The sequence below is a fragment of the gamma proteobacterium symbiont of Axiagastus rosmarus genome (genome assembly GCF_059730925.1).
Window position 1 is genome coordinate 1,149,363 of sequence record NZ_AP035925.1, and the last position, 26,455, is coordinate 1,175,817.

Annotated in this window: 20 protein-coding genes; 16 read left to right on the plus strand and 4 right to left on the minus strand. The window is 60.3% G+C overall.

All coding sequences use genetic code 11. From position 1 onward, the window contains the following. Window positions 1-44: 44 nt before the first annotated feature. The 4 genes from AC6I8F_RS05275 to glnB all read left to right on the plus strand — a co-directional run bounded on the left by AC6I8F_RS05275 (window position 45) and on the right by glnB (window position 3,897). Window positions 45-1,472 carry a sensor histidine kinase gene (locus AC6I8F_RS05275; protein WP_058770860.1) on the plus strand — a complete coding sequence of 476 codons (1,428 nt, stop codon included), beginning with the start codon at window positions 45-47 and terminating at the stop codon, window positions 1,470-1,472. A 3-nt stretch (window positions 1,473-1,475) separates the two neighbouring features. Further along, window positions 1,476-2,147 (plus strand): two-component system QseEF-associated lipoprotein QseG, encoded by a 672-nt coding sequence (gene qseG / locus AC6I8F_RS05280; protein WP_498028592.1) that lies wholly within the window; start codon window positions 1,476-1,478, stop codon window positions 2,145-2,147. 2 nt (window positions 2,148-2,149) lie between these two features. Then, window positions 2,150-3,481, plus strand: a complete 1,332-nt coding sequence (gene glrR, locus AC6I8F_RS05285; RefSeq protein WP_058758284.1) for a two-component system response regulator GlrR — start codon at window positions 2,150-2,152, stop codon at window positions 3,479-3,481. A gap of 77 nt (window positions 3,482-3,558) precedes the next feature. Further along, a complete protein-coding gene (gene glnB / locus AC6I8F_RS05290; protein WP_007886217.1) occupies window positions 3,559-3,897 on the plus strand; it encodes a nitrogen regulatory protein P-II in 339 nt (112 codons plus the stop codon). A gap of 51 nt (window positions 3,898-3,948) precedes the next feature. On the opposite strand, the gene hmpA is transcribed toward glnB, so the two are convergent. Then, entirely contained in the window at window positions 3,949-5,133 is a 1,185-nt protein-coding gene (gene hmpA / locus AC6I8F_RS05295) for an NO-inducible flavohemoprotein (protein WP_498028593.1), read from the minus strand. A 336-nt stretch (window positions 5,134-5,469) separates the two neighbouring features. On the opposite strand from hmpA, the gene glyA reads away from it, so the two are divergent. Together glyA and AC6I8F_RS05305 are read left to right on the plus strand one after the other, a co-directional pair. After that, complete coding sequence (gene glyA / locus AC6I8F_RS05300; protein WP_021506540.1) at window positions 5,470-6,723, plus strand: serine hydroxymethyltransferase; 1,254 nt, start codon at window positions 5,470-5,472, stop codon at window positions 6,721-6,723. A 124-nt stretch (window positions 6,724-6,847) separates the two neighbouring features. After that, entirely contained in the window at window positions 6,848-7,984 is a 1,137-nt protein-coding gene (locus tag AC6I8F_RS05305; protein WP_058758286.1) for a 3-phenylpropionate MFS transporter, read from the plus strand. On the opposite strand, the gene csiE is transcribed toward AC6I8F_RS05305, so the two are convergent. Then, window positions 7,981-9,249 (minus strand): stationary phase inducible protein CsiE, encoded by a 1,269-nt coding sequence (gene csiE, locus AC6I8F_RS05310; RefSeq protein ID WP_058770857.1) that lies wholly within the window; start codon window positions 9,247-9,249, stop codon window positions 7,981-7,983. The two genes, AC6I8F_RS05305 and csiE, sit on opposite strands and share 4 nt — an antisense overlap. A gap of 158 nt (window positions 9,250-9,407) precedes the next feature. Here csiE and AC6I8F_RS05315 point away from each other — a divergent pair, with 158 nt between their 5' ends. From AC6I8F_RS05315 to AC6I8F_RS05325, 3 genes are all read left to right on the plus strand, one after another. Continuing rightward, entirely contained in the window at window positions 9,408-10,034 is a 627-nt protein-coding gene (locus AC6I8F_RS05315) for a DUF1007 family protein (protein WP_166719564.1), read from the plus strand. Continuing rightward, window positions 10,025-11,002, plus strand: coding sequence for a nickel/cobalt transporter (locus AC6I8F_RS05320; RefSeq protein WP_058775651.1), 978 nt, complete (start codon window positions 10,025-10,027; stop codon window positions 11,000-11,002). Before AC6I8F_RS05315 ends, AC6I8F_RS05320 begins: the two co-directional genes overlap by 10 nt. 201 nt (window positions 11,003-11,203) lie before the next feature. Beyond that, on the plus strand, window positions 11,204-12,217 hold the full coding sequence (locus AC6I8F_RS05325; RefSeq protein WP_021506545.1) for an MFS transporter: 1,014 nt from the start codon (window positions 11,204-11,206) through the stop codon (window positions 12,215-12,217). Window positions 12,218-12,264: 47 nt separating this feature from the next. Here the strand turns inward: AC6I8F_RS05325 and suhB are convergent, their stop codons facing one another. After that, the gene (gene suhB, locus AC6I8F_RS05330; RefSeq protein ID WP_058758291.1) at window positions 12,265-13,068 is read right to left on the minus strand and encodes an inositol-1-monophosphatase; all 804 of its coding nucleotides are present in this window, start codon (window positions 13,066-13,068) and stop codon (window positions 12,265-12,267) included. 122 nt (window positions 13,069-13,190) lie between these two features. Between suhB and trmJ the strand changes: the two genes are divergently transcribed. The 5 genes from trmJ to sseB all read left to right on the plus strand — a co-directional run bounded on the left by trmJ (window position 13,191) and on the right by sseB (window position 17,990). Then, window positions 13,191-13,934, plus strand: a complete 744-nt coding sequence (gene trmJ / locus AC6I8F_RS05335) for a tRNA (cytosine(32)/uridine(32)-2'-O)-methyltransferase TrmJ (RefSeq protein ID WP_031279390.1) — start codon at window positions 13,191-13,193, stop codon at window positions 13,932-13,934. Between the two features lie 135 nt (window positions 13,935-14,069). Then, window positions 14,070-14,567 (plus strand): Fe-S cluster assembly transcriptional regulator IscR, encoded by a 498-nt coding sequence (gene iscR / locus AC6I8F_RS05340; RefSeq protein WP_031279392.1) that lies wholly within the window; start codon window positions 14,070-14,072, stop codon window positions 14,565-14,567. Window positions 14,568-14,656: 89 nt separating this feature from the next. Beyond that, window positions 14,657-15,826 (plus strand): IscS subfamily cysteine desulfurase, encoded by a 1,170-nt coding sequence (locus AC6I8F_RS05345; RefSeq protein ID WP_498028594.1) that lies wholly within the window; start codon window positions 14,657-14,659, stop codon window positions 15,824-15,826. A gap of 57 nt (window positions 15,827-15,883) precedes the next feature. Continuing rightward, a complete protein-coding gene (gene pepB / locus AC6I8F_RS05350) occupies window positions 15,884-17,170 on the plus strand; it encodes an aminopeptidase PepB (RefSeq protein ID WP_058758293.1) in 1,287 nt (428 codons plus the stop codon). A gap of 52 nt (window positions 17,171-17,222) precedes the next feature. After that, window positions 17,223-17,990 (plus strand): enhanced serine sensitivity protein SseB, encoded by a 768-nt coding sequence (gene sseB / locus AC6I8F_RS05355; protein WP_498028595.1) that lies wholly within the window; start codon window positions 17,223-17,225, stop codon window positions 17,988-17,990. Window positions 17,991-18,222: 232 nt separating this feature from the next. Here sseB and sseA read toward each other — a convergent pair whose 3' ends face one another. Continuing rightward, entirely contained in the window at window positions 18,223-19,062 is an 840-nt protein-coding gene (gene sseA / locus AC6I8F_RS05360; RefSeq protein ID WP_141496580.1) for a 3-mercaptopyruvate sulfurtransferase, read from the minus strand. A 146-nt stretch (window positions 19,063-19,208) separates the two neighbouring features. Between sseA and AC6I8F_RS05365 the strand changes: the two genes are divergently transcribed. Both AC6I8F_RS05365 and pbpC read left to right on the plus strand, forming a co-directional pair. Beyond that, window positions 19,209-24,089, plus strand: a complete 4,881-nt coding sequence (locus AC6I8F_RS05365; RefSeq protein ID WP_498028596.1) for an alpha-2-macroglobulin family protein — start codon at window positions 19,209-19,211, stop codon at window positions 24,087-24,089. Window positions 24,090-24,095: 6 nt separating this feature from the next. Further along, on the plus strand, window positions 24,096-26,414 hold the full coding sequence (gene pbpC, locus AC6I8F_RS05370; RefSeq protein WP_498028597.1) for a peptidoglycan glycosyltransferase PbpC: 2,319 nt from the start codon (window positions 24,096-24,098) through the stop codon (window positions 26,412-26,414). Window positions 26,415-26,455: the final 41 nt, after the last annotated feature.

Genomic DNA, 26,455 nt, shown 5'->3' on the forward strand with positions numbered 1-26,455 from the left:
ACTTCGCTAGCATGCCTGCAACTCACCTCAAAGGAAGCGCGGTTGTGAAGAGATGGCGTCTGTTTCCCCGATCCCTGCGGCAACTGGTTCTAATGGCCTTTCTGCTGGTGCTGCTGCCGCTGCTGGTGCTGGCATGGCAGGCGTGGGAAAGCCTTTCAGCATTGAGTAATCAGGCGGCGGACACCAACCGCAACACCTTCACCGACGTGCGTCGCAGCGAGGCGATGGCGCGCACGGCGCTGGAGCTGGAGCGTAGCTATCGCCAGTATTGCGTGCTGGGCGATGCCAGTCTGGCACGCCTGTATCAAACGCAGTGGAGTCGCTATGGCCAGATGCTCAGCAGCCATGCCGCCAGCCTGCCCGATTTGCCAACGTTCAAAATATTGCAGAGCGCGCTGCCGCAGCTGGAAAAGCTGCAGTGTGATAACGGCAATCTGCTGGCACCGGCGGCGAGCGCGCTGGAGGCATTCTCCGCCGCCAACACCCGCATGGTGCAGGCCACGCGTGAAGTGGTGTTTTCACGCGGCCTGCAACTGCAGCGCGAAATTGCCGATCGCGGCCAGTTTTTTGGCTGGCAGGCGCTGATACTGTTTTTAATCAGTCTGGTGCTGGTGCTGCTGTTCACCGGCATGATTATCGGCCCGGTTAAGCGCGTCGAACGCATGATCAACCGGCTGGGTGAGGGCAAAACGCTGGGCAATAGCGTCAGTTTTCGCGGGCCACGCGAAATTCGCTCGCTGGGACAGCGCATTGTCTGGCTCAGCGAACGTCTTAGCTGGCTGGAGGCACAGCGGCATGAGTTTCTGCGCCACCTGTCGCACGAACTCAAAACGCCGCTGGCCAGCCTGCGCGAAGGCACCGAACTGCTGGCCGACCAGGTTGCCGGCCCGCTCAATGCGGAGCAGCAGGAAGTTGTCGCCATTCTCGACACCAGCAGCCGTCATCTGCAGCGGCTGATTGAACAGCTGCTCGACTACAATCGCCGGCTGGCGGAGAGTCCAATGCGGCTGGAACCGGTGGCTATCGACGCTATCATTGATAGCGTCGTCAGGGTGCACTCACTGCCCGCCAGCGCGCGCCAGATGCATACGCATATCGATCTGCAGGCCCGCTATTGTCTGGCGGAACCGACGCTGTTGCAGCGGGTGATTGATAACCTCTACTCGAACGCCGTGAACTACGGTAGCGAATCCGGTAACATCTGGCTGCAGAGCCAGCAGAAGGGCAACCAGGTGTGGATTGAGGTGGCCAACACCGGCACGCCGATTCCGGCTGAAGAGCAGGCGATGATCTTTGAGCCCTTTTATCAGGGGAGCCAGCAGCGCAAAGGGCCGGTGAAAGGCAGCGGGCTGGGATTAAGCATCGCCAAAGATTGCCTGCGCAGGATGCAGGGTGATTTGCAGTTGGTCACGCGCACGGACGCGGACGTCTGTTTTCGTATCATTTTGACTACCAGCGCCGGGAATGCCTGATTAATGAAACTCACATCCAGCCGATTTCTCGTCGGCGCACTGATCGCCATCGGCCTGAGCGCCTGTCAGGCGCCACCCCAGAGCAGTACGCCGCGCGGTGCGGTGAACCTGCCGGAGCCGGACGTGCGCCTGGCGGATTATCTGGCCACCGATTGCCAGAATGTCTGGCAGATTGAAGCACCGGCGGCCATGAGCAATCCACTTTACTGGCAGCGCGCTATCGACTGCGGTGAGCGGCTGTCGGCGGCCGAAGCGCGGGCGGAAGCGCGGCGCTGGCCGGTACAGAACTGGGCGCGCGCCTTTAAGCAGGGCATCCTGCTGGCGAACGGCAACGTGACGCCGGTGGAGCGCCGTCAGTACGTTGATACGCTCGACAGCTACAGCGCGGATTATCCGGCGGCGGTGCGTCCGCTGCTGCAGCTGTGGCGCAGTAGCCAGGCCGCGCAGCTGGAGCTGAGCGAGGCGCGCGGCCGCTACGCCGCGCTGCAGCAAAGCAATGACGCCGAACTGGATCGCCTGCGTCAGCAGCAAACGCAACTGCGGCAAACGCTGGACGATACCCAGCGTAAACTGCAGCGACTGACTGACATCGAGCGTCAGCTGTCATCGCGCAAAGCGCCGGACAGCGGCGACAGCACACACGGTGCCAGCGATGCCCAAAGCGAGGAGCAGTAACCATGAAACAGGCCGCACGCTTACTGCTGGTGGATGACGATCCGGGCTTACTCAAGCTGCTCGGTATGCGTCTCAGCAGTGAAGGCTATCAGGTAGCGACCGCGGCCAGCGGGCCGGAAGCCCTGCGTCATCTGCAGAAAGAGAAAGTCGATTTGGTGATCAGCGATCTGCGCATGGATGAAATGGATGGCCTGGCGCTGTTTGCTGAAATCCAGAAGCGCCATACCGGACTGCCGGTCATCATCCTGACCGCGCACGGCTCGATTCCGGACGCGGTAGCCGCCACGCAGCAGGGCGTGTTTAGCTTTCTGACCAAACCGGTCGATCGCGATGCGCTATACAAAGCGATTGACGAAGCACTGGCGCAGCGCGCGCCGGTCAGCGATGACGGCTGGCGCGAAGCGATAGTCACGCGTAATCCGCTGATGCTGCGGTTGCTGGAGCAGGCGCATATGGTGGCGCAATCTGACGTCAGTATATTAATTAACGGCCAGAGCGGTACCGGCAAAGAGGTACTGGCGCAGGCGATTCATGCTGCCAGTCCGCGCGCCGGCAAACCTTTCATTGCCATCAACTGCGGCGCGCTGCCGGAACAGCTGCTGGAGTCGGAGCTGTTTGGCCACGCTAAAGGCGCCTTCACCGGTGCCGTAAGTGCGCGCGAAGGGCTGTTTCAGGCGGCGGAAGGCGGCACGCTGTTTCTCGATGAGATTGGCGACATGCCGCAGGCGTTGCAGGTGAAGCTTCTCCGCGTGCTGCAGGAGCGCAAAGTGCGCCCGCTGGGCAGCAACCGCGATCTCGACATCAACGTGCGCATCATCTCTGCCACGCACCGCGATCTGCCGAAGGCGATGGAGAAGAAAAGCTTCCGCGAAGATCTCTACTATCGTCTCAACGTGGTGAATCTCAGGATCCCGGCACTGCACGAACGCGCCGAAGACATCCCGCTGCTGGCCAACCATCTGCTGCGCCAGTCGGCCGATCGCCACAAACCGTTTGTGCGCAGCTTCTCGGTCGATGCGATGAAACGGCTGGTGAGTGCCAGCTGGCCGGGAAATGTGCGCCAGCTGGTTAACGTGATTGAGCAGTGCGTGGCGCTTACTACGTCGCCGGTAATTGGTGACGCGCTGGTAGAGCAGGCGCTGGCTGGCGAGAACACGGCGCTACCGACCTTTGTCGAAGCACGCAACCAGTTTGAGCTTAACTATCTGCGCAAACTGCTGCAGATGACCAAAGGTAATGTGACGCATGCGGCGCGTCTGGCTGGACGCAACCGTACCGAGTTTTATAAGCTGCTGTCGCGCCACGAACTGGACGCCAGCGAATTTAAAGAGTAGCTTGCTGCGGCAGCGTCAGGAACACTTATACTCATTGTTACCCGTCCATCATGGAGGGAGCGAAAAAAGGATCTGTGATGAAAAAGATCGATGCAATTATCAAACCATTCAAACTCGATGATGTGCGTGAAGCCTTAGCGGAAGTGGGCATCACCGGGATGACGGTCAGCGAAGTGAAAGGCTTCGGACGTCAGAAAGGCCACACCGAGCTGTATCGCGGTGCCGAATACATGGTCGATTTTCTGCCAAAAGTGAAAATCGAGATGGTGGTGGGCGATGATATCGTCGATACCTGCGTAGAAACCATCATGAAAACCGCGCAGACCGGTAAAATCGGCGACGGCAAAATCTTTGTCTTTGACGTGGCGCGCGTCGTGCGTATTCGTACCGGCGAGGAAGACGAAGAGGCCATCTGAGCCCTTCGCTCCTCACCAGACACAAAGCCTGCCGCGTGCAGGCTTTTTCATTTACAGCACTTTGTGCGGACCGAACACTTCGTAGTGGATACGGTCGGCGCTGATGCCGGCGTCGGTCAGCTGGCGCGCAACAAACTGCATGAAAGCCAGCGGGCCGCAAATCCAGAACTGACCCTCGGGCTGGGTCAGTGCGGTTGAGACGGTGGCTAAATCCATCAGACCCTGCGCGTCGTAACGTCCCGCGTCGTCAGCTTGCGGCTGGCGATACCAGACGTGGCGGCTAAAGCGCGGCAGTTGCGCGCCCAGCGCCGCGACCTCATCAGCAAACGCGTGCTGCGCGCCGTTTTCGGCGGCGTGCAGCCAGCATACCGCGGCCGAATGCTGCTGCTCCGCCAGGCTGGCCAGCATGGCTAACAGCGGCGTTTGCCCGACGCCTGCTGAGATCAGCGTCACCGGCGTCTGCGCTGCTGCCTGCAGGAAGAAATCCCCGGCCGGCGCGGCGCACTGCACGATATCGCCGACCTTCGCATGCTGATGCAGCCAGCCGGAGACGCTGCCCTGCGCTTCGTGCTTCACTGCAATGCGATAGGCTTTGCCATCCGGCAGATGCGTCAGCGAATACTGGCGGTGCTGAATGTAGTCGCTGTCCGCCGGGCGCAGACTGAGGGTCAGATACTGGCCGGGCAGGAAGTCCGCCACCGGCTCTCCATCATTCGGCACCAGCTCAATGCTTTTGATCACCGAGCTCTGCGCGGTAATCGCACGGATACGAAAATCGCGCGCGCCGCGCCAGCCGCCGACCTTTTCTTCCGACGCACGGTAAATCGCTGCTTCACGCTGGATAAACACCTCAGCCAGCACGCCATAGGCTTTGCCCCACGCCGCCAGTACTTCATCGCCTGGATTGAGCAGCTCTTTAATCGTCGCCAGCAGGTTTTCCCCGACAATCGCGTACTGCGCCGGCTGAATATTCAGGCTGGCATGCTTCTGCGCAATTTTCTCCACCGCCGGCAGCAGCGCCTCAAGATTTTCCAGGTTGCTGCCGTACGCGCAGATCGCGTTAAACAGCGCTTCACGCTGATTGCCGCTGCGCTGGTTGTTCATGTTAAACACGTTCTTCAGCTCGGGATGCTGCGTCAGCATCCGCTGATAAAAGTGACCGGTCAGCTGCGGGCCGAGTTGAGCAATCGCGGGCAGGGTAGATTTCACGGTGGCGATGGTTTGTGCGTCAAGCATGGGCTGATCCTCAGAGTAATTTTAAACATGTATTTTAAATGCATGTTATGCCTGTTGCCGCGCACTGTAAATCCCCCGTTTTGTCTGGGGTGACGAGTGCCAATCTGCTGGCGGGCGCGCAAAGCTGAAAAATTTTCCCGCTGCTGATGAACAAATATCCGGTTTTCTTCCCCGGCTAAAAAGCGTAAAAATCCCGTGCCAGCGCCTTGCCAATCGTTTGCGTAAAAAGAGGGGATTGGCGCTACCGTCCCCTGGCAAAACCGTTTACACTGTTGGCCTTCGCCCCCAGCCGGGGCTTAAACTGCCGTTAAAAAGTTGCTGAGTCAGGAGATGCGGATGTTAAAGCGTGATATGAACATTGCCGATTATGATGCCGAGTTGTGGCAGGCTATGGAGCAGGAGAAGGTGCGTCAGGAAGAGCACATTGAACTGATTGCTTCGGAAAACTACACCAGCCCACGCGTTATGCAGGCGCAAGGTTCACAGCTCACCAACAAATATGCCGAAGGCTATCCGGGCAAACGCTACTACGGCGGATGTGAATATGTGGATATCGTTGAGCAGCTGGCGATCGATCGCGCCAAAGCGCTGTTCGGCGCGGATTACGCTAACGTGCAGCCGCACTCCGGCTCCCAGGCTAACTTCGCGGTGTATACCGCGCTGCTGCAGCCGGGCGACACCATTCTGGGCATGAACCTGGCACACGGTGGTCACCTGACCCACGGTTCGCCGGTCAACCTGTCCGGTAAACTGTACAACGTTATCCCTTACGGCATCGATGAAACCGGCAAAATCAATTACGAAGAGCTGGCCGAACTGGCGCAGACCCACAAGCCAAAAATGATCGTGGGCGGCTTCTCTGCTTACTCTGGCGTGTGCGACTGGGCCAAAATGCGTGAAATCGCCGACAGCATCGGCGCCTGGCTGTTTGTTGATATGGCCCACGTTGCCGGTCTGATCGCTGCTGATGTCTACCCGAACCCGGTACCGCACGCGCACATCGTGACCTCGACCACGCACAAAACGCTGGCCGGCCCGCGCGGTGGCCTGATCCTGGCGAAAAACGGCGACGAAGAGCTGTACAAGAAACTGAACTCCGCGGTGTTCCCGGGTGGTCAGGGCGGCCCGCTGATGCACGTTATCGCCGGCAAAGCCGTGGCGTTCAAAGAAGCCATGGAGCCGGAGTTCAAGGCTTATCAGCAGCAGGTCGCGAAGAACGCCAAAGCGATGGTGGAAGTGCTGCTGGAGCGCGGTTACAACATCGTCTCAGGCGGTACTTACAACCACCTGTTCCTGATCGATCTGGTGAGCAAAGGTCTGACCGGTAAAGAGGCGGATGCCGCTCTGGGCCGCGCTAACATCACCGTGAACAAAAACAGCGTACCTAACGATCCGAAGAGCCCGTTTGTGACCTCCGGTGTGCGTATCGGTACGCCAGCAGTGACCCGTCGCGGTTTCAAAGAAGCGGAAGTGCGCGAACTGGCGGGCTGGATCGCTGACGTTCTCGACAATATCAACGACGAAGCCACTATCGAGCGCACCAAACAGAAAGTGCTGGATATCTGTGCCCGTCTGCCGGTTTATGCCTGATAAGCGCTAAACCCGCAGTGTGAAGAAGGATGGCGCAAGCCATCCTTTTTTTATTCCCTTTCGCAGGCGGCTTTGAGAAAGTAACGGCCATTCCGCGCACGGCGGAGCGTCAACAGGAGGAAACATGACCATCGGATCGGCCAGGTGGCTGGGACTGAGCTACTTCACCTACTTTTTCTGCTATGGCATCTATCTGCCGTTCTGGAGCGTGTGGCTGAAAGGCAACGGGCTGGATGCGGAAAAAATTGGCCTGCTGCTCGGCTGTGGCATGGTGGCGCGCTTTGCCGGCAGCCTGTTGATTGCTTCGCAGGTGAAAAATCCAGCGCAGCTGATTGTTGCGCTGCGCCTGCTGGCGCTGGCGACCTGTCTGTTCGCGCTCGGTTTCTGGCTGGGCAGTCAGTGGCTATGGCTGCTGCTGGTGATGATTGGTTTTAACCTGTTCTTCTCGCCGCTGGTGCCGCTGAGTGATGCGCTGGCGGCCACCTGGACACAGCAAATCGGGCTGGCCTATGGTCCGGTACGGCTGTGGGGCTCGCTGGCGTTTGTTATCAGCTCGGCGCTTACCGGTATGCTGGTCAGCGCCTGGTCATCGCAGGTGATTCTGCTACTGCTGAGCGCAGGCGCGCTGGCGATGCTGTCAGGCATGCTGCTGCCGCCACAAACCCGACCGCAGGGTGAGCTACGCCAGGGCGCGAGCGGTGGCTGGGCGGCGTGGCGCGACCTGCTGCGCGAGAACAGCGTCTGGCGTTTCATGCTGTGCGTAACGCTGATGCAGGGCGCACACGCCGCGTATTACAGCTTCAGCGCCATCTGGTGGCAGGAAGCGGGCTACTCCGCGTCGGTCGTGGGCTACCTGTGGTCGCTGGGCGTGGTGGCCGAAATCGTGATTTTTGCCCTGAGTAACCGGCTGTTTCGCCGCTGGAGCGCGCGCGATCTGCTGCTGCTATCCGGCGTGTGCGCGCTGGTGCGCTGGACGCTGCTGGGTGCCAGCACAACGCTACCGCTGTTGATTGTGGCGCAGATCCTGCACTGCGGCAGCTTTACCGTCTGCCATCTGGCGGCGATGCGCTTTATTGCCGCGCGCAAAGGCGCAGAAGTGATTCGTCTGCAGTCGCTCTATTCGGCGCTGGCAATGGGCGGCGGCATCGCGGTGATGACGATGGTGTGCGGCGTGCTGTTTACTCACCTGCACGGCCAGCTGTTCTGGGTGATGGCGCTGGTGGCGCTGCCGGCGCTATTCCTGCGGCCACGCGCGGCTTAAGACTCCAGCAGCTGACGAATGCGCTGCTGCTGGTGATCGCTCAGCGGCAGCTCAGCGTGGATAAGCGGCGGCGAGTAGAGCGGCAGGGCGGTGGCGTAGGGCGTCACCACCAGCGCCACATCGCGCGGTGCGCCCTCACGCTGAAAGTGCAGCATATCCTGATAGGTAATATTGATTGGCAGCAGCATCATTTCCCGCAGCTGCTGCTCCAGCAGCTGTTCCAGCGCCGCGTCAGCGCCGGTCAGTAACAGCACCTGTTTCTCCTGTAGCGCGCTCTCCTGCATCAGCCAGCCTCCAAACTGCACCGCCACCAGGCTCACTTCTTCCGCGCTAAACTGCGTGCCGAAATCGCTGCTGAAGTGCTGCAGCGCGCGCGCCGTGGTGCGCAGCAGGCGCGGATAGAGACGCGCCACGTCCAGCGCCACGCTGTTATCAATGCCGATGGCAAAGTGGCTGCGATCCAGCGCCTGCGCCAGGTGAGTATAGAGCTGCAGCTTCAGCTGCTGCTGATTTTTGATGCGCGTCTGCGCCAGTTGCTCAAAGCGGGCAATCAGCGCTTCCACCGCGGCCATCAGCTTGTGTGCCTGACTGTCCGCCAGCTGACTGCCGTCGGGCGCGTGAATCAGGCTGAACAGCAGCGTCCAGAAATCGGTTTCGCTGACGTCCGGTGCCAGATGGCAACGTTTCTGCCAGTGATGGATCACGTCATCCGCTGCGCTACGTTCAATCTTCGCCGCCAGCCAGGCGCGCTGGCGCTCGCTGAACAGCGCCGTCTGACGCTGACACAGCGCATATTTCATGAAGATTTGCAGAAACAGCCGGTCGCGCGGCGTGAAATCGCGCGCCAGCCGCAGGCTGCAGTGCTGTATCAGCGCCTGCAGATTGGTTTCATCCCACAGCGCTTTCTCGATTTTCAGCACCTTCAGCCGCTGGCGCAGTGCCGGCGCAAAATGGGTGCAGACGAAATCCTGCGACAGGCGCAGCGCGCGGCGCAGCCAGTGCAGCAGGCACAGGCGCCGGTCCAGTTCCGTGCCATGAATGCGAAAGCTGCCATCCACCATCTGGTGTAATTCCAGCTGGTGAAAGCGCTGTATCTCATCTCCGACATCCGCGATATCCTGTCGGGCGACAACAGGGTCCACGCCATTCAACTGGCAGAGCTTTTCAAGCGTTAACGCGGGAGCAGGCAGAAACAGCAGCAACAGCAGATGGCAACGACGCTGGGCGCGGCTGAAGAGGGGAGCAGTAGAATGCGCTGAACTCATCAATCGTGTTATCCGCAGGTCATTTTTCAGCTAAGAATAGCCAACTCCACGCGCTGACCCTGGCCTTTGTCATGACTTTTGTTCAGAGCTTCAGGGCGGGTCACAGTTTTTTCTGGCCCGGTATCCTTCTGACTTTAAAATTTGTTACTTTATAACATATGAAAATTGCGCTCGTTAGCTTTACGCTGTTGTTCAGCGGCGCCGTGTGGGCGCATCCACACAGCTTTATTGATATGCAGACCGAACTGCTCGGTAAGGACGATCATCTCAGCGCGATGAAGATGGTATGGACCATGGATGAAATCACCTCCGCCGATCTGCTGTACGATGCCGGCAACGCCAAACCCGGCGAGGTGGTGTGGAAAAAGCTGGCGGCGCAGGTAATGGCCAATGTGCTGGGCCAGCACTATTTTACCGAAGTGTGGCAGGATAAAAATCGGGTGAAATTTCTCAACCTGCCGCAGGAGTATCAGCTGTCGCGCAAGGGTAATAAAGCGGTGCTGGAGTTCATTGTGCCGTTCGGTGAACCGCAGTCGTTAAGCGCCAGGCAGTACCGCATCCAGACCTTCGATCCCAGTTACTTTGTTGATATGTATTATGACAATCCGCAAGCCATCACCATGGATGAGACCGTGAAAGCCCATTGCCAGTTTGACTTACACACGCCCAAACCGGATGACTCGCTAAAACAGTACGCGCTGTCGCTGGATAAAGCTGACGCACCGCCCGAGGATATGGATCTCGGCCAGCAGTTTGCCCAGACGGTAACCCTGACATGTCGTTGATTTCACTGCCTGGCGCTTCCCGTCGCTGGTGGCCGCTGTGGCTGCTGGCTGCGCTGCTGATTACCGCGGGCGCGCTGCTGTGGCTGCACTGGCCGCAGATTCTGCTGCAAAGCGTACTGTGGCAGAAGGTTCTGCACCGTGAGATGACGCAGCTCCTGCAACAGGTGGCGCAGCAGCCGCAGCAGGCCGGTGTCACGCTGATGCTGTTCAGCCTTGCCTACGGCGTGCTGCATGCGCTGGGGCCGGGCCACGGCAAAGTGGTGATCAGCACCTTTCTCGCTACCCATCCGGCGCAGCTGAAAACCAGCATGAAGCTGACGCTGCTGGCGGCGCTGTTGCAGGGCACGGTGGCGATTGCTCTGGTGACGCTGATGCTGGTAGTGCTGCAAACCTCGTCGCGCCAGCTGCATCTCACCAGTTACTGGCTGGAGAAAGGTAGCTATTTGCTGGTGATGGCGCTCGGCGTCTGGGTGGGCTGGCGCGCGCTGCAGGGGTTACGCCGCGCGTTCCGTCCGGCGACCGGGCTACAGATTCGCGCGGTACGGCCGCATCATCAGCACCATGCTGACTGCGGCTGCGGTCATGCCCACCTGCCGAGCGCGCAACAGCTGGCCGGTGCGGTGAGCGGCAAAACCCAGGCGCTGGTGGTGCTGTCGATGGGGCTGCGGCCCTGTTCTGGTGCCATCATGATGCTGTTGTTTGCCAAAGTGATTGGCGTATATGGCTGGGGCGTGGCCTCGGCGCTGACCATGGCGCTGGGCACCGCGCTCACCGTGTCGCTGCTGGGTTTGCTGGTGCAGCGCTCGCGCGTGCTGGCGGTGCGCCTCGGCAGGGTCAGCAACAGAGGGACTGCGCAGTGGTTGTTGCCGGCCGTGATGCTGGCTGGCAGCCTGCTGTTGCTGCTGGCCGGCTTTATTTTATGGCACAGTGCTACGCCCGGCTTCGGTGGCGGTCTGCGTCCTTTTTAATTAATACGCTTTAAAAAATAAGCGCAGCATGTTCCCTGAATATGCTGCGTTTTTTTTTGCCCGCGACGCAGAGTTTAATTTCTCTTGCCCGACGATCTGGTGAAAAGAGTTTTCTCTGTCTACGCTAGATAATATCAAAAAGGACAGGGTGTGCTCTTATATGCGTTACTCTTTATCGTCAATGTTTGTGAGGAAATAAATATGCCTGAAACCTGGACTAATAATGGCAACACGGAAACGGTGGTGGAAACGCACGGCGGTTTACCGTTGAAACGCATTTCCTGGAGTGCCGTATTTGCAGGGGTGATTGCGGCATTAATCATTCATATTTTACTGGGGCTGCTGGGAACCGCGATCGGCGCCACGACCATCGATCCCCAGCAGGAACAAAATCCGCTGGAACACCTGGGGACAGGGGCGCTGATTTGGACCGGGGCCAGCATGCTGATTGCGCTGGCGGTCGGTAGCTACGTTGCCGGACGGCTGGCTCAGCGCGAAGGTGCGCTGCACGGTCTGCTGATGTTTGGTGTCAGTACCCTGATTACGCTGTGGCTGGCGATTTCACTTGCCAGCGGTATTATCGGCGGCGCCTTTAATATTTTAGGCTCCGGTTTTAATGCCCTGGGGAACGGTATTTCTGCGGTAGCGCCATCGGTGACCAATATGGCGAAAGAGAAGCTGCAGGAAAATAATATCAACCTGGATGATTTGCAAAATGAATTGCAAACCACGCTGCGTCAAACCGGCAAACCGGAACTGCAGCCGGAAAATTTACAGCAGGATGTAAATAGCGAAGCGAATAATGCGCAAAACCAGGCGAAACAGACGGCACAGAATCCACAGAATGCCGACAATGATATTGCCAATTGGATCCGTGGTGTACTGAGTCGTCATGCCGATACGCTGCAGGCTGCAGACCGTGATGCGCTGAAAAACATTATTAAAGCGCGGACCGGAAAAAGCGATCAGGAAGCGGAGCAGATCGTTAATCAGACTGAGCAGAGCTATCAACAGGCGATGCAGAAATATCAGCAACTGAAGCAGGAAGCGGAGCAGAAAGCGCGTGAAGCCGCAGAGAAAGCCGCGGCGGCAACGGCGAAAGCCAGCTGGTTTGCCTTCTTCATGATGCTGATCGAGGCGGTGCTGGCAGCGGTCCTCGGTGGTGTCGGTCGGCGTACCCAGCCGCGCACCGTGTTAACCCACGAGCGTCGGTAACAAAGTCAGTAATAAAAAAGGCGGCTGATTTAGCCGCCTTTTTTTGCTTAGCGCTTCAGCGCTTCGCTCAGTTCTTCGCGCATGCTGGCCAGCATCGCCTTCACCACACGCGGGTTACCGGCCACCAGGTTGCCAGACAGCATATAGCCGTGGTTACCGGTGAAATCGGTCACCAGACCGCCCGCTTCACGCACCAGCAGTTCACCGGCAGCGAAATCCCATGGCTTCAGGCCAATCTCAAAGAAACCGTCAACGCGACCTGCGGCCACATAGGCCAAATCCAGCGCAGCAGAGCCGGTACGGCGGAAATCAGCGCACTGGGTAAACAGTTTTGCCACGATGTTGATGAACGGCGTGGCGTGCTGCTTCAGCTTGAACGGGAAGCCGGTAGCCAGAATGGTGCCGTCGAGGTCACGCGCCGTGCTGCCGCGCAGGCGATAGCCGTTAAGCTGCGCGCCCTGACCGCGTACAGCGGTAAACAGTTCGTTACGCATTGGATCGTAAACCACCGCCACTTCGGTGCGACCTTTGATGCGCACGGCGATAGAAACAGCAAAGTGGGGCAGACGTTTGATGAAGTTGGTGGTGCCATCCAGTGGATCGATTACCCATTGAACATCCTGATCGTCGCCCGCCAGCTCACCGCTTTCTTCGGTGATGATGGTGTGTTGCGGGTAGGATTTGCGAATCACTTCGACAATCAGACGTTCTGCGTCACGGTCAACATTGGTAACGAAGTCGTTGCTGCCTTTCTGGCTGGCCTCGACGGCGTCCGGGGTTTCATAATTCTTGGCAATTAAATTTCCGGCCTTGCGCGCTGCGCGCACGGCGATGTTGAGCATCGGATGCATCGGTATCTCTCACTGGATGTTAAAGAACGGGGTGAAAACGGCGCGGAGTATATCAGGGTGTTCAGCAAATGTCCTGCTTTTATGTTAGGATGCGCGCCATCATTTCCTTATCGCTATCTATTATGCTGCAAAATATCCGAATCGTACTGGTAGAAACCTCGCACACCGGCAACATGGGTTCCGTTGCCCGCGCCATGAAAACCATGGGCTTAAGCAACCTGTATCTGGTCAATCCGCTGGTGAAACCGGACTCGCAGGCTATTTCACTGGCAGCCGGTGCCAGCGATGTGATCGGTGAGGCGAAGATCGTCGATACGCTGGATGAGGCGATTGCCGGCTGTAGCCTGGTGGTGGGCACCAGCGCCCGTTCGCGCTCTCTGCCGTGGCCGATGCTTGACTCGCGTGAATGCGGCATCAAAAGCGTGGAAGAGGGCCAGCAGGCGCCGGTGGCGCTGGTGTTTGGTCGCGAGCGCGTGGGCCTGACCAACGAAGAGCTGCAGAAGTGCCACTATCATGTCGCCATTCAGGCCAACCCGGAGTACAGCTCGCTCAACCTGGCGATGGCGGTGCAGATTATCGCCTATGAAGTGCGCATGGCGTGGCTGGACGCGCAGGAGAAAGCCAGTCCGCAGCCGCAGTATGAAGCCTCACCGTATCCGCTGGTTGACGATCTGGAGCGCTTCTATCAGCACATCGAGCAGATGATGCTGAACAGCGGCTTTATCCGCCAGGGCACACCGAGCCAGGTGATGAGCAAACTGCGTCGCCTCTATACCCGTGCGCGTCCGGAGCGCGACGAACTCAACATTCTGCGCGGCATGCTGTCGTCGTTTGAAAAACCCAAAAACGACAAGGGTAATAGTTGAGTAAAACACCAGGTTAAATAGTTGAGCGAAATACTCGGTTAAATAGTTGACCAAAATACTCGGGAATGTCAGACTGGCCTCCATTCTTCAGATAACCCGCCGACTCGCTGGCGGACGCTTACGAGGTTGTATGCTATGAGACTGACATCCAAAGGACGTTATGCCGTAACCGCTATGCTGGACGTTGCCCTGCACTCGCACGAGGGCCCGGTACCGCTGGCCGATATTTCAGAGCGTCAGGGCATTTCGCTCTCCTATCTGGAGCAGTTATTCTCGCGTCTGCGTAAGCACGGTCTGGTGGCCAGCGTGCGGGGTCCGGGCGGCGGTTATCTGTTAGGCAAAGACGCCGGCGCGATTGCGGTCGGCGCGGTGATTACCGCGGTGGACGAATCCGTTGACGCCACCAAATGCCAGGGTAAAGAGGGTTGCCAGGGCGGCGAGCGCTGCCTGACCCACGTTCTGTGGCGCGACCTGAGCGAGCGCATCAGCGATTTCCTCAACAACATCACGCTGGCGGAACTGGTGAATAACCAGGAGATCCTCGACGTGGCCGATCGCCAGAACAGCGTTGATAACCGTCGCTTCCAGCAGCATCGCGTGCAGGAAACCATCAACGTCAATCTGCGCGCCTGATCCTCTCCCGTTCAGCCTCTGCTGTTAACCCAGGAGAGGCTGAATCGTGCTATAAAGACGTATGATTTTTTATACGGAGTTTTAGCGCAATGAAATTACCGATCTACCTGGATTACGCAGCGACAACGCCTGCGGATCCGCGTGTCGCCAGCAAAATGATGCAGTTCCTCACTTTGGATGGCACCTTCGGTAACCCCGCTTCCCGTTCCCACCGTTTTGGCTGGCAGGCTGAAGAGGCCGTTGACGTGGCGCGCAACCAGGTTGCCGAACTGATCAACGCCGATCCACGCGAAATCGTGTTTACCTCCGGTGCCACCGAGGCCGATAACCTGGCGCTCAAAGGCGCGGCGCAGCAGCATCAGTCGCGCGGTAAACACATCATCACCAGTCAGACCGAACATAAAGCGGTGCTCGACAGCTGTGCTCAGCTGGCGCGCGAAGGCTTTGAGGTCACCTTTCTGCAGCCTGGCGCGGACGGCATCGTCACGCCTGCGATGCTGGAAGCGGCACTTCGCGACGACACCGTGCTGGTGTCGCTGATGCACGTCAATAATGAAACCGGCGTGATTCAGGACATCGCCGCGCTGGGTGCGCTGTGTCACGCGCGCGACATCCTGTTCCACGTGGACGCCACGCAGAGCGTGGGCAAACTGCCGCTCGATGTCAGCGCGCTGCCGGTGGATTTGATGTCGTTCTCAGCGCACAAGCTGTACGGGCCGAAAGGCATCGGCGCGCTGTGGGTGCGGCGTAAACCAAAACTGCAGATCGACGCGCAGATGCATGGCGGCGGTCACGAGCGCGGCATGCGTTCGGGGACCTTGCCGGTGCACCAGATTGTCGGCATGGGCGAAGCCTATCGCATCGCGCGCGAAGAGATGGCGGACGAGAGTGCGCGCCTGGCTACGCTGCGCCATCGTCTGTGGCAGGGCATCAGCACGCTAAGCGACGTACAGCTCAACGGTTCACTCGAACAGGGCGCGCCGAATATCCTCAATATCAGTTTTGCCCACGTCGATGGCGAATCGCTGATCATGGCGCTGAAAGATCTGGCGCTGTCGTCGGGATCCGCCTGTACCTCTGCCAGCCTTGAACCTTCCTACGTTCTGCGCGCCATGGGCGTGGATCAGCAGCTGGCTTACAGCTCGCTGCGCTTTTCGCTGGGTCGCTTTACCACGCAGGAAGAGATCGATTATGCCATCGGGGTGGTACATAAGGCGGTAATGCGCTTACGGGCGCTGACGCCGGCCACTTCCCGCTAAATTTTCGCCCTGCGCCGGTCAGTGCGCAGGGATAACAAACGCAAACGGAGCCACGCGATGACAACACAACCCATGACGATTACGCTCAGCTCCCAGGCCGCCGACGCGCGCTGGGGCGAGAAAGCCTTGCTGAGCAGCAATGAAAGTGGCATGACCGTTCACCTGACCGGTGCCGATGCGCTGATGAGCATTCAACGTGCCGGACGCAAGCTGGACGGCCAGGGCATCCGCCACGTCGCGCTGAGCGGCGAAGGCTGGGATCTGGAGAAATGCTGGGCGTTCTGGCAGGGTTTCCGCAGCCCGAAAGGCCAGCGTCAGGTCGAATGGCCGACGCTGAGTGAGGCCGATCAGGCCGAATTCGATCGGCGCCTGAAGATCGTTGACTGGGTGCGCGACACCATCAACCTGCCTGCGGAAGATCTCAGTCCGGAGCAGCTGGCGCACAGCGCCATCGATCTGATCAGCGAAGTAGGCGGTGACGCGGTGAGCTATCGCATCATCAAAGGTGAGGATCTGCGTGAGCAGGGCTATGCCGGGATTCATACCGTGGGCCGCGGCTCGACGCGTCCGCCAGTGCTGCTGACGCTGGACTTCAACCCCGGCGGCGACGACAGCACACCGGTGTACGCCTGCCTGGTGGGCAAAGGCATCACCTTTGATACCGGCGGTTACAGCCTGAAGCAGAGCGCGTTTATGGATTCGATGAAATCCGATATGGGCGGCGCGGCAACGGTAACCGGTGCGCTGGCGCTGGCGATTGCGCGCGGCCTGGATAAGCGCGTGAAGCTGTTCCTGTGCTGCGCCGATAACATGGTAAGCGGCAACGCGTTCCGCCTTGGCGACATCATCCGCTATCGCAACGGGAAATCCGTTGAAGTGATGAACACCGACGCCGAAGGGCGTCTGGTACTGGCCGATGGACTGATCGACGCCAGCGAACAGCGTCCGCAGCTGCTGATTGATGCGGCCACGCTGACCGGTGCCGCGAAGACCGCGCTGGGCAACGATTACCATGCGCTGTTTACCTTTGACGACGTGCTGGCGGAGTCGCTGCTGGGCAGCGCCACCAGCGAGAATGAAGCCTTCTGGCGTCTGCCGCTGGCCGAATTCCACCGCAACCATCTGCCGTCAAACTTTGCCGATCTGAATAACATCGCCAGCGCGGCACATGCAGCGGGCGCCAGCAGCGCGGCAGCGTTTCTCTCGTGGTTTGTCAGCAACTATCAGCAGGGCTGGCTGCACATTGACTGCTCCGCGACCTATCGCAAAAGCGCGGTGGATCAGTGGTCTGCCGGTGCGACAGGCCTTGGCGTGCGTACCATTGCCAATCTGTTACTGAAATAATCCCGACAACGGCAGGCTGCAACCTGCCGTCTTTTTTGGAAGCCTATCCCTTATGAGTAACCGTCTTGAAGAGGTGCTGAAGCTGGCGGCCACCGAGCCTGCGCACCGTCCGGAATTTTTTCAGCTATTGCTGGAGGCCGATGTCTGGGTGCCGGGCGAAAGTCCCGCGGAGCAGTTTGATGCCACCTCGCCGGTAGAATTACAGCACTGGGAGAAAGAGGGCGGCGGCAGCGTGATCCCTTTCTTTACCTCAGAAGCAGCGATGAGCGAAGCCATCCAGGGTGAGCAGCCGTACCTGCGTTTACCGACGCGCACGCTGTTTGAAATGACGCTGGGCGAAACGCTGTTCCTCAATCCGAAACTGCCGACCGGCAAAGAGTTTTCACCCGGCGAGATCGCGCATCTGCTGGGCGAAGAGGGCAGTGCGCTGAGCCAGCAAACGGTGCTGGAGGGCGGTCATGCATTGCTGCTGTCCGAAGTGGCCGAGCCGCCAGCGCAGATGATCGATTCGCTGACCCAGCTGTTTGCGAAATACAAACAGGTGCGTCGCGCCTACGTTGCCAGCATTCGTGAGCGTGCCGATGAACAGGCGAATCTGTTGATTGGGATTGAAGCCGACAGCGATATTGATGCGATTATTCAGGCGGCCGGCAGCGTGGCGACTGATACGCTGCCCGATGACGCGCCAATTGATATCTGTGAAGTGGTCAGTAATGAGCAGGGTGTCAGTCATTTCTTCACCGCGCACATTACGCCGTTTTATGAGCGCCGCTGGGGCAGTTTCCTGCGCGATTTCAAAGGCAGCCAGCGGATTATTTAGTGCCGGTGCGCATCAGTGCGCCGGTAAATCGCACCGATTTCACCCAGGTGCGCATAAATGCGTCATCAACATTGTACCGATTTCACCCAGGTGCGCATTAATGCGTCATCAACATTGCACCGATTCACCCAGGTGCGCATAAATGCGTCATCAAAATCGCACCGATTTCACCCAGGTGCGCATAAATGCGCACCCTACGTGTAGGGTCGCCGTTCACGGCGACCGGATACACTTATTTCTCAATCGGTAAATCGTCGCGGCTGCCCCATTCTCCCCACGAACCGTCGTACAGCGTCACGTCACGCACGCCCAGCGCGGTCAGCGCCAGAATCACCACCACCGCCGTCACGCCGGAGCCGCAGCTGGCGACAATCGGCTGATCCAGCTTAATGCCTGCCTTTGCAAACAGATCGCGCAGCTCGGCGGCCGGTTTCAGCTCACCGTTGGCCACCAGATTGTTCCACGGCATATTCAGACTGTGCGGGATATGGCCGCGCAGCAGGCCGGGACGCGGCTCATCCACTTCGGCATTGAAACGGTTGGCCGCGCGCGCATCGACAATCTGCGCGCCGCCCTCGTGGCTGATCAGCAGGACATCGGTCAGGCGCTTTACCTGGCTGCTGTCATACTGCGCGTCGAACTCGCCTTCAGGCAGATTTACCGGACCGGTAGCCAGGCTGAAGCCAGCGGCTTTCCAGCCCTGCAGGCCGCCCGCCAGAATCGACACCTGTTCACAGCCAAAGGCACGCAGCATCCACCAGGCGCGCGGCGCGGAGAACAGATTACCTTCGTCGTACACCACCAGATGCTTATCCTGGCTGATGCCCAGCTCGCGCATCGCCACGGCAAAGGTCTCTGCGCGCGGCATCATATGCGGATACGGACTGGTGTGATCGGACAGCGCTTCGATGTTGAAAAAAGGCGCATCTGGCAGATGCCCGGCCAGATACTCCGCCGTGATATCGCGCACCGCTTCCTGACCTGGCGGCAGCATGCGGGCATCCAGCACCTGCAAACGCTCTTCGTGGTAATGTTCATTCAACCAATCAGCGGACACAAACATGGCTGTCATAGCAACCTCTTCTCCATCAGCGGCAAAGGCCCAGTGTCCGGGAATGTGAAGGCTATCTCAAGGGTAACATTGCTAAAGTTGGCGGCTTGATGTGAAATTGCGCAGCACAACACGTTTAACCTTTTGGGGCTGGTGAGGGAATTACCATGGCAAGATGTGTAAAACGACTGCTGTTCAGCGTGCTGATCGGCGGCGCATTACTGGGCGGCGCGCAGCCGTCGCTGCAGGCGGCTGATACGCCTGCGCCGCAGGCCGCGACACGCGCTCTCGCGGTGATCGACCTTTCCGAGCTGCAGCTGGACGGCGCGGCGGCGCTGGTACTGACCTTCAACCGCGCGCTCGACGGTCAGCAGGATTTCAACCACTGGATCAGCCTCACCGATGACAGCAGCGGCAAGGTCGACGGAGGCTGGGAGCTGGCGCAGAACGGCAAAGTGCTGCGCTTCCGTCATCCGCAGCCGGCGCGCAAGCTCACCGTCACCGTCAATGCCGGCCTGAAGGCCGCGGATGGCAGTGCCTTAGCCAGCCCATTCAGCCAGACACTCACCACGCGCGACATCCAGCCGATGGTCGGTTTCGCCAGTCGTGGCTCGCTGCTGCCGCTGCGCCTGGCGCAGGGACTGCCGGTGCTGGCGCTCAACGTTAACCAGATCGATGTTGATTTCTTCCGGGTGAAAAATGCCTCACTGGCAGATTTTCTCGCCCAGTGGAATTACGGCAACAATTTGTCGTACTGGGAATCGCGCGATCTGCTGAAAAACGCCGATCTGGTTTACAGCGGCCGCTTCGATCTCAACCCGGCACGCAATACGCGGGAAAAAATGCAGCTGCCGCTCGGCGACGTCGCGGCGCTGAAACAGCCGGGTGTCTATCTGGCGGTGATGAAACAGGCCGGCACCTACAACTACACGCAACCGGCGACACTGTTCACGTTAAGTGACATTGGTTTGTCGCTGCATCGCTTCCCGGGCCAGCTCGAACTCTTTAGCCAAAGTCTTGCCAGCGGTGCGCCGTTAGAAGATGTCACCATTCAGCTACTGGATGAGAAAGGCCAACAGCTGGCGACTGGCAGCAGCGACAGCGAGGGTCATTTGCGTTTAGCGGCTAACGCCAAAGGCAAGCTGCTGCTGGCGACCAGTAAAGGCCAGACTTCGCTCATCGACCTTAATCGCCCGGCGCTGGATCTGGCCGAATTCCCGATTGATGGCCCGCAAGGCTACGACAAACAGTTCTTCATTTTTAGCCCGCGCGATCTCTATCGCCCCGGCGAAACGGTCATCGTTAATGCGCTGCTGCGCGATGCCGATGGCAAACCACTGCCGCCGCAGCCGGTGAAAGCTGAAGTGGTGCAGCCGAATGGTGAAGTGGCACAAACCTTCGTCTGGCAACCAGAGAACGGCGTTTATCAACAACGTTTTGCCTTACCGGCCTCGGCGATGACCGGTAAATGGACGCTGCGTATTAACAGCGGCGACAACCAGCCGCGCAGCTGGCCGTTCAATGTAGAAGATTTCCTGCCCGAACGGATGGCGCTGTCGCTTAAAAGCAACACTCAGCCACTGTCGCCAGATGCCGACGTCACCTTTGATATCGAAGGTCGCTATTTGTATGGTGCGCCAGCGGCAGGCAACGAACTTCAAGGCCAGCTGTTCCTGCGTCCGGCGCGTGAAGCGGTCGCTGCGTTGCCAGGTTACCAATTTGGCGACATCACTGAAGAACTGAAACGAAGCCTTGATGATGTGGATGAAAAGCTGGACGACAGCGGCAGGTTGCAGCTTAAGGTCGAAAGCAGCTGGGCGGAGAGCCACTCTCCGCTCAACCTGATTTTGCAGGCCAGCCTGCTGGAGACCGGCGGTCGTCCGGTAACGCGGCGCGCCACGCAAGCGATCTGGCCTGCGGCCGCGCTGCCGGGCATTCGTCCGTTGTTTAACAGCGAATCGGTGTACGACTATCGCACCGATCGTTATAACGATGAGCCAACCGTGCCGGAAAACAGCCTCGCCGAATTTGACGTGGTGTACGCCAATGCGCAGGGCGAAAAGCTGGCGGCGCAGGATCTTGATGTGCGTTTGATCCACGAACGTCGCGACTACTTCTGGAGCTTCTCCGACAGCGAAGGCTGGCAGTCACGTTACGATGAAAAAGATCTGCAGGAAGAGCAGCAGCGCATCAGCATTGCGGCGGGCGGCAGCCAGAAAGTCAGTTTCCCGGTAGAGTGGGGCACCTATCGTCTTGAAGTGCATGCCGGTGACAACATCGTCAGCAGCGTGCGTTTCCAGGCAGGTTACTGGTGGCAGGACAACACCAACGGCACCGGCGCGCTGCGTCCGGATCAGGTCAAACTGAAGATCGACAAAGCCGCCTATCAACCCGGCGACACCGCGCGTGTCACGGTGGAATCCCCGGCGGCTGGCAAAGGCTATTTGCTGGTGGAGTCGAGCAGCGGCACCTTGTGGTGGCAACCGCTGGATGTGCCAGCGGGCGGCGCTACCATTAATGTGCCAGTCAGTGCGGAGTGGAAACGCCACGATCTGTATCTTAGCGCGATTGTGGTGCGCGACGGCGACAAAGCGAACGGCACTACGCCAAAACGCGCGGTCGGCTTGTTGCATCTGCCGATGGCAACCGCCGCGCGCCGCCTGACGCTGGCGCTTGAGGCACCGGACAGGATTCGGCCGGAACAAACTGTGCAAGTGAAGGTTAAAGCCCGCCGCGAGGGCGGTGCGCTGCCGCAGCAGGTACAGGTGTTGCTGTCGGCGGTGGACAGCGGCGTGCTGAGCATTACCGACTATGCCACCCCCGATCCGTGGAACGGCTTCTTTGGCCGCAAGCGCTACAACGCCGATCAATATGACGTATTCGGACAGTTGATTGAGGGCGGTGGCAAACTGGCGGCGCTGCGTTTTGGCGGTGACGGGGATGATGCCGATGCGCTGTCGCGCGGCGGTAAAAAGCCGGTCACCGAGGCGCAGATTGTGGCGCAGCAGCTGCAACCGGTGACGCTGGATGCCAGCGGCGAGGGCACGCTGGAACTGCCGGTACCGGCCTTCAACGGCGAGCTGCGGCTGATGGCGCAGGTGTGGAGCGAAGACAGTTTCGGCGCGGCGGATCGTAAAATGGTGGTCGCCGCACCGCTGGTAAGCGAACTGGCGACGCCGCGCTTTCTTGCCAGCGGCGATCAATCAACACTGGCGCTGGATTTGACCAACCTCACCGATCAACCTCAAACGTTGAACGTCGCGGTCAACGCAAGTGGCTTGATTGCACTCAACGGCCAAATCCCGGCCAGGGTGCAGCTGGCGAAGGGGGCGCGAACCACGCTGGCGATTCCGGTTAAAGCGCAGGACGGTTTTGGTGAGGGCGACGTGCAGGTGACCGTTTCGGGGCTGAGCCTGCCGAATGAGACGCTGGCACCGAGCGTGCGCCGCTGGAAGATTGGCGTGCGTCCGGCTTATCCGGCGCAAACCCTGAGTTTCGATAACGTAATGAACAGCGGACAGCGCTGGCAGGTGATGGCAAGCGCGTTCAACGGCCTGCAGGCCAGCACGCTGAGCGGCCAGCTGTCGCTAAGTTCTCAGCCGCCGCTGAATATCGCCAGCTACATCAGCCAGCTTTACGCTTATCCCTATGGCTGTCTGGAGCAGACCGCCAGCGGTATCTGGCCTTCACTCTTCACCAATCACGCCCAGCTCAGCGCGATGGGCATCAAAACCAGCAGTGATGAGGCGCGCCGCGCGGCAATTGACACCGGCATTGCGCGCCTGGCCGGCATGCAGCGCGGTAACGGCAGCTTTGGCCTGTGGAGCAAAGAGAGCAGCGAGGAGTTCTGGCTCACCGCTTACGTCACTGACTTCCTGCTGCGCGCCAGCGAAGCGGGTTACAGCGTGCCGGAGGGCGTGATTAATCGCGCCGACCAGCGCCTGCTGCGTTATTTGCAGGATCCGGCGCAAATCGAAACCAGCTGGAGTAGCGATGCCGATGCGCTGCGTTTTAGCGTGCAGGCCTACGCGGGGCTGGTGCTGGCGCGTCAGCAGCAGGCGCCGCTCGGCGCGCTGCGGGCGCTGTATGACCAACGCGCCCAGGCGAAGTCCGGACTGGCGCTGGTGCAGCTTGGTGTGGCGTTGCAGCAGATGGGAGATACGCAGCGCGCGCAGCTGGCGCTGATGCAGGGCATCGCGCTGCAACGCCAGCCTGACATGTGGCTGGGCGATTACGGCAGCCCGCTGCGTGACCGCGCGCTGACGCTGGCGCTGCTGACGGAAAATCAGCTGCTGCCGGCGCAGCAGGGGCCGTTGCTGATTGGACTGGCGCAAACGCTGCACGGGCAGCGCTGGTTCTCTACGCAGGAGAACAATGCGCTGTTCCTCGCCGCGCGGACGCTGCAGCAGCATCCGGGTGAAGCCTGGCGGGCCACGCTGCAGGACCAGCCGCTGCGCAGCGATCGGCCGCTGAGTCTCGGGCTGAGCGCGCCGCAGTTGCAGCAGGGCCTGACGCTGACCAGCGACACGCCGTCGCCGCTGTACGGCACGCTCAATGTGGTCGGCTATCCGCGCACTGCGCCGTCACCGGTCAGCAACGTGCTCAGCATCAGTCGCGAATACTTCACGCTGGACGGCAAACCGGCCGATCTCAATAACCTTAAGAGCGGCGAGCTGCTGGTGGTGCGGCTGAAGGTGGGCGCCAGTCAGCGCGTCAGCGATGCGCTGGTGGTGGATCTGCTGCCGGCCGGACTGGAGCTGGAAAATCAAAACCTGAGCGACAGCAGCGCCAGCCTGGGCGACAGTGCCGATGCGCTGAAAGAGAGCATGATGGACATGCAGCAGGCCAACATTAAACATCTTGAGTTCCGCGACGACCGCTTTGTCGCCGCGCTGGCGCTGGATGGCTACACGCCCGGCACGCTGCTGTATCTGGCGCGCGCGGTGACGCCGGGCAGTTATCGTCTGCCGCCACCGCAGGTGGAGTCGATGTATGTGCCCGCGTGGCGCGCCATCGGCACCACGCCGGAAAAACTTCATGTGCGTTAAGCGCCCGTGACGCAGCGCCACCCACGCCTGTGCGGGCTGGCGCTGCTGTTACTGCTGCTGGTGGGTGCAGTATGGCTGCTGGACCGGCTCGATCCGCTGCCGCTGCGCCAGTTACAGCCGGCGCGGGTGGTGGTAGCGGAAGATGGCACGCCGCTGTGGCGCTTTGCCGATCGACAGGGTGTGTGGCGCTATCCGGTGACGCTGGACGAGGTGTCACCGGCTTATATTGAGGCGCTGCTGACCTACGAAGACCGCTGGTTCTGGCACCATCCTGGCATTAACCCGCTGGCGATAGTGCGCGCCGTCGGGCAAAACCTGCTGCAGCACGACATTGTCTCCGGCGGCAGCACGCTGACTATGCAGGTGGCGCGGCTGATTGATCCGCAGCCGCGTACCCTGCGTGGCAAAGTGGTGCAGGCGTGGCGTGCGCTGCAGCTGGAGTGGCATCTGTCAAAGCGCGAGATCCTCACGCTGTATCTCAACCGCGCCCCGTTTGGTGGCACGGTTGAGGGCGTCGGCGCTGCCAGCTGGATGTGGCTGGGCAAACCGGCGTCGCAGCTTACCCGCGGCGAGGCGGCGCTGCTGGCGGTGCTGCCGCAGGCACCCAGCCGTTTGCGCCCGGACCGCTGGCCGCAGCGCGCTGAAGCTGCCCGCAATAAAGTGCTGGATCGCCTGGCGCAGTATCAGGTGTGGCCGGCGCATACCGTCGCCGAAATCAAACAGGAGCCGGTATGGCTGCCGCCGCGCCAGCTGCCGCAGCTGGCACCGCTGCTGGCGCGCCGGCTGCTGTCGCTGTCGCCCGACAGCAAAATTACCTCCACGCTGGATGTGTCGCTGCAGCGTGAGCTGGAGAACCTCGCTGCGTCGCTGCAAACCCGGCTGCCGCCGCGCACCTCGCTGGCACTGCTGGTTGTCGACCACAGCACCATGAAGGTGCGCGGCTACGTCGGCTCGGTGTCTTTCAATGACGATAGCCGCTTTGGCCATGTGGATATGATTGCCAGCGTTCGTTCGCCGGGATCGCTGCTCAAGCCGTTTGTCTACGGCATGGCGCTGGATGATGGCCTGATTCATGGCGAATCGCTGCTGCAGGATGTGCCACGCCGCTTTGGCGACTATCGTCCCGGCAATTTCGACAGCGGCTTTCACGGCCCGGTCAGCGCCAGCGAAGCGCTGCAGCGTTCGCTCAATCTGCCGGCGGTGCAGCTGCTGGAGGCGCTTGGACCGAAAAACGTCGCCGCGCGGCTGCGCAACGTCGGCCTGAATCTGCGCTTTCCGGCGGGCGGTGAACCGAATCTGTCGCTGGTGCTGGGCGGCACCGGCGCGCGGCTGGACGACATTGTCGCCGCCTACAGCGCCTTTGCCCGCCACGGTAATGCTGCGCAGCTGCGCTGGCTGCCGCAGCAGCCGCTGCTGCAGCGTCCGTTACTGTCGCCCGGCGCGGCGTGGATTGTACGCCGCATCCTCGCCGGTGAGGCGCAGCCTGCCGCCAGCGGGGCGGTCGCCGATATCGTGCCGCTGGCGTGGAAAACCGGCACCAGCTACGGCTATCGCGACGCCTGGAGCGTCGGTATCACGCCGCGCTATCTGATTGGCGTCTGGGTGGGCAGGCCGGATGCCACGCCGGTTGCCGGCCAGTTCGGTTACGCGTCGGCGGTGCCGGTGATGCAGCAGGTTAATCACCTGCTGGCGGGACACCTGCCGGCGCGCGGCGTACCCGGCGATGCGCGCCCGGCGACGGTCAGCGCCGTCAGTATCTGCTGGCCCGGCGGCCAGCCGTTGCCCGCCGGCGACGAGAACTGCCGGCAGCGGCGTTACAGCTGGGTGCTGAATCAGACCGTGCCGCCAACGCTGCTGGCGCCGGGTCAGGAAGGCGTCAATGGCTTACGCCAGCGCTTCTGGCAAAACAGCAAAGGGCTGCGCGTGGCGGCGGATTGTCCGGATGCGCAAAGCCGGGAACGCGTGATGTGGCCGCTGCCGCTTGAGCCGTGGCTGCCACCGGGCGAACGGCGGGCGCAGCGCCTGCCGCCAGTGGATGCGACCTGCCCGCCGCTGAATCAGGGGGACAGCGCGCCGCTGCTGGTGACCGGCGTGATCAATGACCAGCGCGTGCAGCCGCTGCCCGGTAAGGCCGTCTTGCTGCTGCCGGTGGCGGTGCAGGGCGGGCAGGGTACGCAGCGCTGGTGGTTTTTAAACGGGCAGCCGGTGGAGCTGGCGGCGGGAAAAAGCAGCGCCTCGCTGGTGCTGCGCGAGCCCGGTCGTTATCAGCTGGTGGTGATGGATGAGGCCGGGCAGCTGGCTTCGGTGTCTTTCACGCGCGGCTAAACGCAGCGCTATGGCATATTTTTTGCGTGTTTGCCCCGACA